Origin of the sequence: Microcoleus sp. MON2_D5 (assembly GCF_036701905.1) — a bacterium.
In the GTDB taxonomy this organism is placed as follows: domain Bacteria; phylum Cyanobacteriota; class Cyanobacteriia; order Cyanobacteriales; family Microcoleaceae; genus Microcoleus.
The window spans coordinates 71,130-84,811 of record NZ_JAUBRM010000011.1; the positions used below are offsets into that span (position 1 = coordinate 71,130).

The following is a 13,682-nucleotide window of genomic DNA, read 5'->3' on the forward strand; positions in this document are numbered from 1 at the left end:
AAACCCGGTTTCTTGAAGAAACCGGGTTTTTCAGTTGTTGGTAGGATGCGTCACCCTACTTTTACCAAATCCGCGTTAAAAACCCCGATCGGACTCAGCGCTTGCAACGGTTCAAGAGCAAAACTTTCGTCCGAACAGAGGGGACTGAAGAATAAAGGGGTAAAAATCCCGGAGTTGGTATTAATTAATCAATCCGCAAATTGAAAGGCAAGCGAACATAAACCCCCTGCGGGTCGTTCATCGACTTGATCACAGCCAATTCATCTTGCATTTTCTTAAATTCGGCCGTTAGCGGGTCGAGTTTGGCGGCTGGTTTCAAAACGTGAACGCCTGAAATTTTTTCCAAAATTCGCTCCTCCAAAGTGCGGCGTTTTGGATATTCTTCTAACTTCCAATCGTCGCCGAGTTTAGCTTGCTTCGCCGCCTCTCTGACAGCATCTTCAAGACCGCCAATTTCATCGACTAAACCCAACTGTTTCGCGGCCGTACCAGACCACACCCTGCCTTGAGCAATTTCTTGTACCTTGTTTTTCGGCAGTTTGCGGGAGTCGGCGACTTTAGTAATAAATCGATCGTAAATGCGATCGACTATCCTCTGAATATTCGCCAATTCTTGAGGATTTTTGGGACGGGAAACCGTGTTAGTATCCGCAAAGCGGGCGGTTTTCACAACGTCCCAAGTCAGGCCGTTGTTAGCAGCCAACTTTTCGGCGTTAAACAGCATTCCAAAAACGCCGATCGAACCGGTAATCGTATTGGGTTCGGCAAAAATGCGGCTGGAACCCATCGAAATCCAATAGCCGCCGGAAGCAGCTAAATTGCCCATCGAAACGATAACGGGTTTCTTTTTGCCCGTCAGCATAACTTCGCGCCCAATGACTTCGGCCGCCGTCGCGCTGCCTCCTGGACTGTTGACGCGCAAAACCACTGCTTTTACGTCGTTATCTTCTCTAATTTTCCGCATTTCTTGAGCGATGCGATCGCCTCCTACTTGAGTCGGGCCCCCTTCGCCGTCTACAATCTCTCCCTCGGCGTAAAGTATAGCAATTTGGTTTTTATTGTTAGCGCGAGTTGAGTTTTTATTCTCAGCAACTCTTGCGTAATTTTTCAAACTAATTTGTTTGAAAGATTTGTTTTCGCCATCGATTCCTGTGAGTTTTTTAAGTTCAGTCGATATTTCGTCAAAGTATACAACTTTATCAACTAACTTGCTTTTTAGAGCTTCGTCAGCCATCAAAGTTCCGCCATTATCTGCAAGCGCTTGCAGTTGCGGAACAGTCACTTTGCGACTCGGGGCGACAGTTTGCAGGTATTCTCCCCACATATCTCCGAGCAACTTTTGAGTTTGCTGGCGATTTTCGGGACTCATTTTTGTGAGCAAAAACGGCTCAACGGCTGACTTGTATTTCCCGACGCGAGTCACTTGCACTCCCACGCCGTATTTCTCCAAAGCACCGGTGAAAAACATTGCCTGACTGCTAAAACCGTTGATTTCCAAAGCGCCGTAAGGATTGACTGCTATTGTATTAGCAACGGAACCGAGGTAATAATCTCGCTCATTCCAGTCCATCTGGTAAGCAAAAATGGGTTTTTTGGCATCTCGAAAACGCTGCAAGGCCGATCGAACTTCTTTGAGATTGGCAAACCCGCTGCTGCTCGAATTTGAGCTACCTTGGAGATAAAGGCCAACTATTTTCGGGTCTTTTTTAGCCGATTCGATCGTGTCTAAAACAGTCCGCAGCGTCACTGTATCGCCGGAATCGTCCGAAAGCACTTCTTCAATCGCCGCGCCAGTGCTACGGCTCGGTTTGCTGTCGGTGATATTTAAAGAAAGGTCTAATACCAATACCGACTTATCTTTAACTTGCGGGCCCGAATCTTTGGACGACGATGCCGCCATAGCAATTAGCACTACCAGTCCTCCCAATCCGATGCTGCCCAGCAGCAGCAGTCCTAGGAAGGTTCCCAGTAAACTTGCACAGGTATATTTTAGGAAATCTTTCATTAGATAATTGGTAATTAGTGATTAGTTATTAGTCATTAGTCATTAGTTATTAGTGAGAGCAAATCGGGTGAAAGCGGAATGATACCGAGCGTGTGAGCGGGAGGCTCGCACTGCACTCGGAAAAATATTATTCCGATGAAGCGCGAAAACAATTTTATTGGTAATTCCTGCAACTAGGATTTAGCAATTATCCGCTGTCGTTAGTTATTAGCTAATGACTTTTGACTGCTGACTAATGACTTTTGACTGCTGACTCACTTTTATCTTAACCTTTCCAAAACCCCAGAATGTTTTAGCTCATCCAAATTAGCGCAGCCCGTACAGAACATCACGGTAGCGATTTCTGCAATTAAAACCTCAGCTAGGAGGGCTGCGGCTGATTCCGATTCCGCTGCCGCTTGCAGAAACGGCCGCGCCAGTCCCGCAATATCCGCGCCAAGAGCGAGAGCCTTCGCTGCATCCAATCCATTCTGCAAGCCTCCAGAGGCAATCAGAGGAACATCCGGCGCTACGGCGCGGGTGCTGACAATGCACTCGGCTGTCGGTATTCCCCAGTCGGCAAAGGTTGCGCCCAACCTGCGCTGCTTGCTATCTTTAGCTCGCTCTCCTTCTATTTTGGCCCAAGAAGTGCCTCCTGCTCCGGCAATGTCGATCGCACCTACCCCAGCGGCGAGCAATTTCTTTGCCATCTTTCCTGAAATACCGTTGCCGACTTCTTTAGCAATAACTGGTACTGGTAATTTATCGCACAATTTGGCAATTTTATCTAGCAGTCCTTTAAAGTTAGTATCGCCTTCGGTTTGAACGCACTCTTGCAGCGGATTGAGGTGCAAAATTAGTGCGTCTGCTTCTAAAGTATCAACAATTTTTTGGCACTCTTCCAAACCGTAATTGTAGTTTAATTGAACTGCTCCGATATTGGCAAATAGCAGAATATCGGGAGCGCGGCGACGGACGGCAAATGTAGGAGCTAGTTGAGGATTTTCTACGACGATTCGCTGAGAACCGACTCCCATTGCTAGTTTGTATTCTTGAGCGACATCGGCGAGGCGATAATTGATTGTCTGGGCTAATTCTGTGCCACCTGTCATCGAGGAAATTAGCAGGGGAACGGCTAGTTTTTTGCCGAGAAATGTGGAGGTTAAATCGATTTGGGTGCGATCGAGTTCTGGCAAACAGCAGTGCTCAAAACGGTAGCGTTCGAGGCCGCTGGTAGTTTCGCGAAATTGTACGTCTTCTTCGAGGCAAATCCGCAGGTGGTCTGCTTTGCGGGTTTCGGTTTGCGAGGGGGAGGTTAGCGGCAAGTTCACAATGGCTATTTGGCGAAAGAGTTGTGATTTGGGAATATAGCAATTTTATTTCATTTTTGAATTTTTTAATGAACCGCAGAGAGCGCAGAGGGCGCAGAGGAGAAGAAAATAGAGAGGTGCGTAAATCCTGCCAGGGTTGCTGTATTATCCAGGAACAGTCAGCGGCATTCCGTTATCGGAAGGTTTTAACTTGAGTAAAAAAGGAACTGCTTTTTGCACCCATGCTTTGACTGATGTGTAACTTGCCGCATCTTCTCCGAAACAAATTTCGAGCATATCCGTGTGAATTATCCCCGGATTCAAAGGAACTGCTGCCATACCTGCGGGCAATTCTTGAGCGAGCGATCGCGTAAGTCCTTCTATTGCCCACTTGGAAGCGCAATAGGGCGCGACTTCCGGCGAAGTTGACCTTCCCCAACCCGAACTAAAGTTGACAATTATGCCGCTTTTCCGAGCAATCATTGCCGGGACAAAGTGACGAATTACATTAGCCGTACCTTTAATATTAACATCAATTACCTGGGAAAATTCTTCGTTACTGACATTCCAAAGAGGGGCGAGATGATTAGCTACACCTGCATTATTAATTAGCAAATCTGGCGGCTCATTTTTTGCCCAAATTTCTGTTGCCCAAGCTTTTACTTGCTCGTCGTTGGTGACATCCAAACAAGTAAAATGATGGGGCGCACTATATTTTTGGTTGAGTTTTTCCACCGCTTCTGAAGAACGGGCGCATCCCAAAACTGTATGTCCCAATTCAATAAACTTTTCGGTCATGGCAAGACCGAGACCGCGACTAGCTCCGGTAATTACAATTAATTTTGTCATAGAGTTGCTCCAAGTTTGACATTAAGTAATAGAATACATATTGACTGGTGAATTGACAAATCGATCGCAGGGGAAAAGCATGAAAGTTAAAGCAGCCGTTGCTCGCAGTGCCGGCAAACCTTTGAGCATTGAAACGGTTGATCTAGATGGGCCCAGGGCTGGAGAGGTGTTGGTGGAAATTAAAGCCACGGGTGTTTGTCACACTGACGCTTACACTCTTTCCGGTGCCGATCCTGAAGGCTTGTTTCCTGCTATCTTAGGCCACGAGGGAGCCGGGATTGTCGCAGAAGTTGGGGCGGGAGTCACGAGTGTCAAAGTGGGCGATCGCGTAATTCCTCTCTACATTCCCGAATGCCGCAACTGCGAATATTGTTTGAGTCGCAAAACTAATCTCTGTCAAGCAATTCGCGTGACTCAAGGCCAGGGAGTGATGCCCGACGGCACGAGTAGGTTTTCTATAGATGGGCAGAAACTTTACCATTACATGGGAACTTCTACCTTTGCTAATTATACAGTATTGCCGGAAATTGCAGTAGCAAAAATTCGCGAAGATGCTCCTTTTGATAAAGTTTGTTTGATCGGCTGCGGCGTAACAACTGGCATCGGCGCTGTCATAAATACTGCGAAAGTAGAGCCTGGTTCTAATGTGGTAGTTTTCGGTTTGGGCGGCGTGGGTTTGAATGTAATTCAAGCGGCTCGCCTGGTGGGAGCTAACATGATTGTCGGCGTAGACTTGAATCCCGACAAGCGAGAGATGGCGGAAAAATTCGGCATGACTCACTTTGTCAATCCCCGGGAAGTGGAAGGCGATTTAGTCCCTTATTTGGTAGATTTAACTAAAGGTGGAGCTGATTACAGTTTTGAATGTATCGGCAACATTAATGTGATGCGCCAAGCTTTAGAATGCTGCCACAAAGGTTGGGGCGTGAGCGTAATTGTCGGGGTAGCGGCAGCCGGTCAAGAAATTAGTACCCGCCCGTTTCAGCTAGTAACTGGCCGCGTTTGGAAAGGCACGGCTTTTGGGGGGGCAAAAGGCCGAACTGATGTTCCTAAGATTGTTGATTGGTACATGGACGGTAAAATTGATATTGATAGTTTGGTATCTCGGGTAATGCCCATCGACCAAATTAACGAAGCTTTTGATTTAATGCACAAAGGCGAAGTAATTCGCACAGTGTTGACATTTTGAGTTTTTGAACGAAGAAGGAAGAGAGAAGACGGAAGAAGGAAGACAGGACTTACAAAAAGTGGTTTTACGCGCTATCTATAGCCGTAAGGTACACGGCTGCACCCTACATAACTTCTCTTTTCTCTCTGCCTCTGCGTCCTCTGCGCCCTCTGCGGTTAATAAAAAAAATTCCTTCACAAATGAAATAGAATTAATATGATATCAGAATCCCTAAAACAGCACAAAGAACAGAAAAGTTTCGGTGGCAAACTCGGCTTTTATAGCCATCAATCCTCTGCTTGCAACAGCGAGATGAAATTCGCTGTTTACCAGCCCCCGCAAGCTTTATCTCAACCCGTACCAGTTTTGTATTTTCTCTCAGGTTTAACCTCCACGGAAGAAAACTTTATGGCAAAAGCGGGGGCGCAACAATTTGCGGCAAAATACGGGTTAATGCTGGTTGCGCCCGACACTAGCCCGCGCAATACTGGCATTCCTGGCGAAGATGAAGATTGGGATTTAGGAAGTGGTGCGGGTTTTTATGTTGATGCGACAGCCGCACCTTGGAATTCTCACTATCGGATGTACAGTTATGTGGTTGATGAATTGCCCAATTTAATCACCGAAAATTTTCCAGCGATACCCGAAAAACAGGGAATTTTCGGTCATTCGATGGGCGGACACGGGGCTTTAATTTGCGCTTTGAAAAATGGATCTCGCTATCTTTCAGTTTCCGCTTTTGCGCCTATTTCCGCCCCAATGCGCTGCCATTGGGGGCAAAAAGCTTTTGCAAACTACCTCGGCAGCGACCAACAGCTTTGGAGGGCTTGGGATGCTAGCGAATTGGTACTTGAGGCGCAATACAACCGCCCGATTCTGATTGACTGCGGCACTGCTGATTCGTATCTGGCTGACGGGCAGTTGTTGCCGGAAGTGTTCGCCGAGGCTTGTGCAAAAGCGGGACAGCCACTAACTTTCAGGATGCAGGAAGGTTACGATCATAGCTATTATTTTATAGCTACTTTTATGGAGGAGCACATTCGCCATCACGCGGCTGTTTTGTGCGGGTAGTTCCTAGCAGGAAGCAGGCAAGATGCCTGCTCCACAACAACTGGTTCTTAGGCTCTGCCTGGGAACCGATATCCAGAGGCTCTGCCTCGCATGGTTGCCATCAAATGTGGAGGCAGAGCCTCCCGATCTGCGTTACCAGGTAGAGCCTGGTAACGAGTGAACTTGCTTCTACGATCGCAGGTATTTTCGGTTAATTAATATTAATCGGAAATACCCAGTCTTTGTACTTGCTGTCGCGATTTTCGATAATCCCGGTTAGTTTGTCCAAAATCTTTTCGGTGATGGGTCTATTTTGGGGCAATTGATAGTTTTCTACTCGGTTAATTGGCGTAATTTTGGCTGCGGTTCCGCACAGGAAAATCTCGTCTGCAATCAACAATTCTGATTTATCAACTGGTCTTTCTGTGATTTCAATTCCTAAGTCTCTAGCGATAGTTATAACGCTGTCTCTGGTAATTCCTTCGAGAATATCTTGCTCGAAACCTGGAGTAACTAATTTACCGTTTCTGGCGACAAATATGTTCATCCCTGAAGCTTCGCTGACTTTTCCCTGAGAATTCATCATAATAGCTTCGTCGAAGCCGGATTGTACTGCTTCTGTTTTAGCTAAAGCTGAGGTGATGTAAGCGCCGCTAATTTTACCTCTTAAGGGCAAACTGCGGTCTTCTTGGCGGTACCAAGAGCTAATTCTACAGTTGACTCCTTCTTTGGGTAAATAGTCTGAAAGTTCTAATCCGTAGACAAAAAAGTCTGTTTCTACGTTGTGCAGTCGCGGGGCAATTCCTAAACTTGATGTGTAGATAAAAGGGCGGATATAAAATGATTTTGTTGGTTGGTTTTTCTGGACAAAATCAATGATTATTTGTTGGATTTTGCTGGCGGGTAAATCGCAGTGAAGGAAGCTGGCACTTTGACTTAATCTTTGACAGTGGCGGTCTAATCTAAATAGCAATATTCGATCGGCATTTTGGGGGTCGGGAATTCCCCGCAACCCGCCTAAGACTCCGGTTCCGTAGTGCAGTGCGTGGGTGGCTATGGAAATTTTGGCGTCGGTAAAGGGGAGAAATTGGTTTTGAAAGTAGGCAATTGGTAGAAAACTATCCATGATTCAAGCTGGCGATGAGTTGGGCAGTCCGCTAGGAAAGCTGAATTTGGTTATATTACCATAAGTTATACCATTTGAGATTTGAGATTGAGAATGGCTGATTTGATAAGGGTTTGAAGCTTGCTTACAGTTGGATTTTTTTGAGACTGGTATTATTCTTTTGTTGTTAGAGCGATTGATAAAATAATATCAAAAGCCGTCTATTAGGTTGATAATTGTTTGGGGAAAGAGTGCGATCCTCTTCGAGGGCTTCGCTAACGACTACAAACAAAAATCAACCAAGGGGCAACTATGGCACGTAAATGTTTCATCATCGAAATGGGGATGGGGGTAGACCAGCACGGGCAGGAACCGACTGTAGCCTGTGCAAGGGCTGTACGGAATGCGATCGCCCATAATGCTCTCCTAGGCGTCTGGGAAGTGGCGGGTTTGACTGACCCCAATCAGATGATTGTTGAGGTAAAGGTGGCTGTTCCTTACCCGGAACAAGTGCGGGAACAGGAGGTGTTGGCGGTGCTGCCTTTTGGCAGCAAAACTCTGATTGTGGAGCAAGGAGGCATGATTGTGGCAGGAAGGGCGATCGCCTCTCTGAATGATAAAAATGATGAAATGCTAATTGCTGTGGCGGCTGTGAGTGTTTTTGTGGAAACTGACGACTAATTAATTTTGTGTTGTTTGAATAAATCTGCGGTTAAATACGATCGCCCGATCGCATTTGCTTGTTTGGGCGATCGGGCGATCGTACGCCTGTGTGTTAAAAAATGATTAATTTAGGCTAATTTGTAGGGTGCCTCAGAGATATGGCATGAAATATCGTAGAAAATCTGAGCCTCTGAGGCACGCTATAACTGAGTCTGTTCAACGGTAAGGTTTATTTGCGCCTAGCTAGTTAATTTTGAAGTTTTAATGGATAATTTTTAATTTCTCAGGCGGCCGGGTATGTAAGCAATCCAGCAAAACCCTACGATTAATAACAGCCACGTCGCTGTAATATTGCTGCCCAACAAGCTGCGGAGAAAATATTCCATTGTTCTCAAAAATTATAGGGTTTAAAAGAATCTATTGCTGTTCCCTCTCGGATCGGCAAAGGTAGAGTGCGATTGGCTTTTAGGCAATCGTACTCTACTTCCTCTACCTCCTATTTGGGCTGGCTGGTATCTGCCAACATTTGGTTAACCATTTGCAAGTGCGCCTGAAGGTTCGGCAACTTCTGGGTGGCCCAAGCCTTCAAGTCGGGATCTTGTCCCTGTTGAGATTGAGCCTGAAACAGAGCAATAGCTTGATTGTGGCTCTCGATCATAGCCTGCTTGTAAGCAGCATCAAAACTTGTACCAGAGAGTCCCGAAAGTCGCTCCATCAAAGCTGTGTTCTGGCTGCTCATTTCGGTTGGCAGTTTTACGCCTTTTTGCATTGCTACCTGCATCAGTTCTTGATTAGCCTGGGTGTGTTCCTCAACCATTTCTTGCCCGTATTGTTTCACACCAGCACTAGCACCGCGCTGCACTGCCAATCTGCCGAGTTCCACTTCCAGCATACCAAGTTGACCTGCTTGCATGACAAAGTTTCTGTCTTGGCTGCTGAGAGAATTAGGCGAAGTTTCGCCACCTGTTGGAGTGTTGGGAGAACGGCTGGGAGTGTTGTTGATGGGGCTATTTGGAGAACGGCCGGGAGTGTTGTTGGTGGGGGTATTTGGACTGTTGGGAGAACGGCCGGGAGTGTTGTTGGTGGGGGTATTTGGACTGTCGGGAGAACGGCCGGGAGTGTTGTTGGCGGGGCTATTTGGAGATTTAGGAAGAGTAGCATCGTCGGCTTGGTTATCAGCAAGCTCGAGAACCCGATCGCCCGACTGGTTGAAGCCGTTAGTGTGGCGGTTTAATTCTGCGAATCCCGGCACAGCTACCAAGGAACTAACGCCGGCAATTCCGGCAACTGTTACCAATTTTTTGAACAAACTTTTGCGATTGAGTGAAGTCATGAATTTCTAAGCCTCTAAGTTGTTTTCAAAAGTACGTCAAGCGAAGCTATCCCGTAGGGAATCGCCCGAAACTACCGATGGGAGGGTGTACTGTTTTTCCGAAACAAGTTGATCAAACCAAACGCGCCCAAGGCACCCAGCCACCCCAAATTGTTGGGGCTATCGCGCCGAGCACTCAAAACTCCAGAATTAGTATCAGCCGGCGTCGATGTGGTACCGGTTGTACCGGTTGTACCGGTTGTGCCAGTGTCGGTTGTATCGGTTGTACCCGTTGTGCCGGTGCCGGTTGTACCCGTTGTGCCGCTGCCTGTCGTACCAGTTGTACCGGTTGTACCCGTTGTACCCGTGCCTGTCGTATCGGTTGTACCCGTTGTACCCGTGCCTGTGATACCGCTTGTACCGGTGCCAGTCGTACCGCTTGTACCGCTTGTACCGCTTGTGCCAGTCGTACCGCTTGTACCGCTTGTGCCAGTGCCAGTCGTACCGCTTGTACCGCTTGTACCAGTGTCACTCGTACCGCTTGTACCGCTTGTGCCAGTGCCAGTCGTACCGCTTGTACCGCTTGTACCAGTGCCAGTCGTACCGCTTGTACCGCTTGTACCGCTTGTGCCGGTACCAGTCGTACCGCTTGTACCGGTGCCTGTGGTATCAGTCGTACCGCTTGTGCCAGTCGTACCGCCCGTGCCAGTCGTACCGCTTGTGCCAGTCGTACCGCTTGTGCCACTGCCGACGCTACCGCCTGCACCGCCGCCTGCACCGCCACCTGCACCGCCCGACTGGGCAGAAGCAGGCACTGCGAAGGAAACCGTTGCTAAACCTAAAGTACAAGCGCTTGCTAAAACAGCTTTCAACAATTTAGAAGATTTCATGGTAATGCTTGCTTTTACGTAGAGTCTTGCGATCGCTTGTGATGCCAAAACCGCAGGGTCAAATTGACAGCGTAACGTGTAAATTTTCTAACCTTCGCTGCGGAATAATGAAGGTAAGGGAGCAAATTTAGTCCCGTTCCCTCTATAATTTTTCCCTGATTAATTACACCGTCGCGTTAACAGTTTATAAGCTATTACGTATGCTTCAAGTTCGCCATTCATCTTTAGGAATATTTGACAAAATGGCTTTTTATTTCAGGTGGTGGATGAAATTTGATTGAGCGGCCGACTAGCTCAATCAAAATTTGTGTACGGGGGATAGAAACCGGGCTGATATGAAAAATTTTGGTTGAGTAACGAGACATATACGAATCAACCGGGTTTCTGAGACAAGCGCGTGGCTCTTCCTATAAATTTTCCCCGGCAGCAGGTGCTTTGAGCCAGAAATTATTGATTTTATCACCGTCAATTTTGGGTTAGTCCTATGCCAGAGGAGTTAGTTTTAAATTTTATTGAGCGCTATTTTTCCTTAACTTGCTGCTGGCAATTTTGCCCCTCGTAGCATACCGCTCACACTTTCTCAGGAAACTAAATTATCTCAAAACGCCCGATGGCTCGCTCTGAGTCGCCAGAACACCTGCACCCCCCCAACAGCAAGGCTTTTGACTGGGATTTGAGTTGCCTCAAACACGAAGGCCAACTGAGGGCTATCCGAGTCGTGCCCGCGCGACATGAAATTAACCAACGGCGGCGCAGTCGTCAGAATTGCTTGTGAGTGCGATCGGCTAAACTCTGATATAGTAAACCCAAAACTATGCCAGATAGCGCTTATTCTCTAACACATTTCACAAGCAGACATCAAGTAGGCTGTATCGAATGATTGCCAGAATTGGCTATCTAATGTTCATCGCTTTTTCTAAATTCGCAAGTGAAAAAGCCGAAATCAGATTAATGACTGTTTCAGAAAAGAAATTACCCAAATCCGGGGCAACCAGCAACGGCAAGTCAATTCCCTTCGCCATTCAGAAGAAATCTAATATTACATCTGTCTTGGGAATGAGAAAAGTGCGGTTTAAGACTTGCTTTTAGAGAGAGGAAAGTAGTTGCTTCTTGTATATAAGATTAAAATTATGTTTAATAATTAGAGGTCATTATGCCAGAACAACAATTTGACACCTTACCTTCGGAAGCACAAGAACTCCCCCAAGGGGCGAAACAAATTTTTCAGGCGGCTTTTAAGAGCGCTAGTGAAGATGGAATGAGCGCCGATGGTGCTACTAGCGTTGCTTGGAACAGCGTAAAATCTGAATACGTTCAAGGCGAAGGTGGCACGTGGCATCACAAGGGCGACGATACTAACCAAACCCGCAAATCTGTACAGTCTGGTGGCAATTAGTTATCAGCCATCAGTAATATCGTGTCCGCTAACATAACCCCTATCCGTTGTTTAGTGAGGGCTTCATTCCTCAAATTTTGATGAGAACGAAGAATCCTCACTACCAACCCATTGCAGCGACGTTATTCTAGCGGGCATGAGCTAATCAGTCATTAGCACTGTACTCATCACTTGTGGTTAATGCTTTACGTTGAAACCTGTTGGAATCGCGGTGCTACAGAAGTTAATGCAGTTTGTTAATCGGCTGGTGCATATCCCATTGCAATTCGGCTAAAACCAGCAAGCTAAATACCATTACGGTTCCCGTAAATAGGAAAGACCAACCGCCCGTGTAAGGCAAAATCAAAATCCCCAAGAGATGAAATAAACTTGCTGCTAAAAGCGCGCGCGATCGCACTGCAAATCCAGTCCCCAAATACCCTATTCCGCTCATTCCCAACCACAGGGGACAGAGATTCGCCAACACTTTTCCCCAACGCAGAAAAATTGCTAAATCGGTCAGCAGCAATCCTAATAACATTAGTATTACCCAACCGTAAAGCACCCAAGCCAGGCGTTCTATTTTGACCCAAGAGTATGTCATGCTTACCATTGCTGCTGTACCTACGAGGCTGAGCGCTGACCACAAACCTGCTTGCAGCATCCAACTCACAGAAAAAAATTGTGGTGTGCCGAAGATAGGTATTAACAGCAAACTCCACAGCAAGCAAGTTCGATCGAGACAAGTATAAAATTGTGAATAAAATCGATCTTTGCCAAGGGGAAACTGAACCTGCCAAAGCCCTTCTAAATCTTGAACCTCGATGTTAAGCTGTTTCCGGCGCAGAGGCGGAACTGAATAATTAAAAAAGGTCATATCTGACACTATTAAAATTTACAATTATTTGCTTAGGTACTATCTCACCAGCAATCGCTATATAATGGCAATCTGTCAATCGGATTAATCTAGTTAATTTGATAATCTGTCGGCAGTAATAGTTATTCGATCGCACCCGAGAAAACAGGAAGACAGAGATTGCAGAATTTGATAAAATAGCTCTTGCGACAGATGGCTGGGATATTAGTTATTCGATACTTTTAAAATAGTCAACTTTGTTACAGAATTTATGCTCACTTCATCCCATCCTCTGAAACAGGTATTCCACTGCCCGGAAGAATCTGATTTTTACGCGCACTGCTTGGAAAGTTTAGTGTTAAATGCTAGTGACAATTCTCGACTTATCGTAGAGTTTGGTTCAGGAGAGGGAAGTCCAGTTATTAAGTCTTTGCTGAGAAGTGATTTTGATGGGACAATACAGGGATTTGAGCTAAATAATGTAGCTTGGAAAATTGCTCAGTCTCAAATTAAGGAATATCAACTGAGCGAAAAATACACCGTCAACAATTGCTCTTTTTTTGATTCGCCTTTATACGAGTCGGCGGATTGTGTCATCTCAAATCCCCCTTACTTGCCTGCGGTGGATGATCAGATTTACCAGCCACTGTTGCACGGCGGGAGTGATGGTTGTACAATTGCTAAAAAACTTTTATCTCTGGGCAGTGATGAAGTTTTGCTGATGGTTTCTAGCTATTCTAATCCTGTGGGTTTGATCGATTATGCCTTGGATCGAGGCTACTCGGTTGCGAATTTTGAGATTGCACCTTTAAATTTTGGCTATTATAGCTCGGAACCAAAGGTGAAAAGCGCGATCGCCACTCTGCGTGAACAGGGAATGGCTTTTTATTCGGAAAATATCTATCTGCTGGCGGGAGTTTTGTTTAAGAAGCAAGAAAAGTCGCAAAGAGATTTGTCGATCGAGCTAATTCAGTTAATGACAGCATTTTAAAATACAGGCCTGGTAGGGTGCATCTGAGATGTTGCAACATTGTCAGCAACAGGCAAGATGCCTGTTCCACAAGAAATACACTCTTTGTGGAACAGGCATCTTGCCTGTTTCTCAAAGGCTTATTGAGAA

General features: G+C 46.3%; 14 protein-coding genes. 7 read left to right on the plus strand and 7 right to left on the minus strand.

Going from position 1 to position 13,682, the window contains the following annotated elements:
• Nucleotides 1-184: 184 nt before the first annotated feature.
• From sppA to QUA47_RS06290, 3 genes are all read right to left on the minus strand, one after another.
• Nucleotides 185-2,005, minus strand: a complete 1,821-nt coding sequence (gene sppA, locus QUA47_RS06280) for a signal peptide peptidase SppA (RefSeq protein WP_333430100.1) — start codon at nt 2,003-2,005, stop codon at nt 185-187.
• 260 nt (nt 2,006-2,265) lie between these two features.
• On the minus strand, nt 2,266-3,315 hold the full coding sequence (fni, locus tag QUA47_RS06285; protein WP_333430101.1) for a type 2 isopentenyl-diphosphate Delta-isomerase: 1,050 nt from the start codon (nt 3,313-3,315) through the stop codon (nt 2,266-2,268).
• A 144-nt stretch (nt 3,316-3,459) separates the two neighbouring features.
• Complete coding sequence (locus QUA47_RS06290) at nt 3,460-4,143, minus strand: SDR family NAD(P)-dependent oxidoreductase (protein WP_333430102.1); 684 nt, start codon at nt 4,141-4,143, stop codon at nt 3,460-3,462.
• 79 nt (nt 4,144-4,222) lie between these two features.
• Between QUA47_RS06290 and QUA47_RS06295 the strand changes: the two genes are divergently transcribed.
• Both QUA47_RS06295 and fghA read left to right on the plus strand, forming a co-directional pair.
• Nucleotides 4,223-5,332: an S-(hydroxymethyl)glutathione dehydrogenase/class III alcohol dehydrogenase gene (locus tag QUA47_RS06295; protein ID WP_190662928.1), complete on the plus strand. Its 1,110-nt coding sequence runs from the start codon at nt 4,223-4,225 to the stop codon at nt 5,330-5,332.
• Nucleotides 5,333-5,527: 195 nt separating this feature from the next.
• The gene (fghA, locus tag QUA47_RS06300) at nt 5,528-6,382 is read left to right on the plus strand and encodes an S-formylglutathione hydrolase (protein ID WP_333430103.1); all 855 of its coding nucleotides are present in this window, start codon (nt 5,528-5,530) and stop codon (nt 6,380-6,382) included.
• A 190-nt stretch (nt 6,383-6,572) separates the two neighbouring features.
• Here fghA and QUA47_RS06305 read toward each other — a convergent pair whose 3' ends face one another.
• Nucleotides 6,573-7,487 (minus strand): branched-chain amino acid transaminase, encoded by a 915-nt coding sequence (locus QUA47_RS06305; protein ID WP_333430104.1) that lies wholly within the window; start codon nt 7,485-7,487, stop codon nt 6,573-6,575.
• A 291-nt stretch (nt 7,488-7,778) separates the two neighbouring features.
• On the opposite strand from QUA47_RS06305, the gene QUA47_RS06310 reads away from it, so the two are divergent.
• Complete coding sequence (locus QUA47_RS06310; protein WP_333430105.1) at nt 7,779-8,147, plus strand: Lin0512 family protein; 369 nt, start codon at nt 7,779-7,781, stop codon at nt 8,145-8,147.
• A gap of 478 nt (nt 8,148-8,625) precedes the next feature.
• On the opposite strand, the gene QUA47_RS06315 is transcribed toward QUA47_RS06310, so the two are convergent.
• Together QUA47_RS06315 and QUA47_RS06320 are read right to left on the minus strand one after the other, a co-directional pair.
• The gene (locus tag QUA47_RS06315) at nt 8,626-9,462 is read right to left on the minus strand and encodes a DUF4142 domain-containing protein (RefSeq protein WP_333402135.1); all 837 of its coding nucleotides are present in this window, start codon (nt 9,460-9,462) and stop codon (nt 8,626-8,628) included.
• A 71-nt stretch (nt 9,463-9,533) separates the two neighbouring features.
• The gene (locus tag QUA47_RS06320; RefSeq protein ID WP_333430106.1) at nt 9,534-10,331 is read right to left on the minus strand and encodes a hypothetical protein; all 798 of its coding nucleotides are present in this window, start codon (nt 10,329-10,331) and stop codon (nt 9,534-9,536) included.
• A 610-nt stretch (nt 10,332-10,941) separates the two neighbouring features.
• Here QUA47_RS06320 and QUA47_RS06325 point away from each other — a divergent pair.
• From QUA47_RS06325 to QUA47_RS06335, 3 genes are all read left to right on the plus strand, one after another.
• The gene (locus QUA47_RS06325; RefSeq protein ID WP_333430107.1) at nt 10,942-11,106 is read left to right on the plus strand and encodes a hypothetical protein; all 165 of its coding nucleotides are present in this window, start codon (nt 10,942-10,944) and stop codon (nt 11,104-11,106) included.
• 176 nt (nt 11,107-11,282) lie between these two features.
• Nucleotides 11,283-11,420, plus strand: a complete 138-nt coding sequence (locus QUA47_RS06330; protein WP_333284039.1) for a hypothetical protein — start codon at nt 11,283-11,285, stop codon at nt 11,418-11,420.
• 64 nt (nt 11,421-11,484) lie between these two features.
• A complete protein-coding gene (locus QUA47_RS06335; RefSeq protein WP_190662935.1) occupies nt 11,485-11,727 on the plus strand; it encodes a ChaB family protein in 243 nt (80 codons plus the stop codon).
• Between the two features lie 223 nt (nt 11,728-11,950).
• On the opposite strand, the gene QUA47_RS06340 is transcribed toward QUA47_RS06335, so the two are convergent.
• Nucleotides 11,951-12,583 (minus strand): hypothetical protein, encoded by a 633-nt coding sequence (locus QUA47_RS06340; RefSeq protein ID WP_333284037.1) that lies wholly within the window; start codon nt 12,581-12,583, stop codon nt 11,951-11,953.
• 250 nt (nt 12,584-12,833) lie between these two features.
• Here QUA47_RS06340 and QUA47_RS06345 point away from each other — a divergent pair, with 250 nt between their 5' ends.
• Nucleotides 12,834-13,553, plus strand: coding sequence for an SAM-dependent methyltransferase (locus tag QUA47_RS06345; RefSeq protein WP_333430108.1), 720 nt, complete (start codon nt 12,834-12,836; stop codon nt 13,551-13,553).
• The last annotated feature ends 129 nt before the right edge of the window (nt 13,554-13,682 follow it).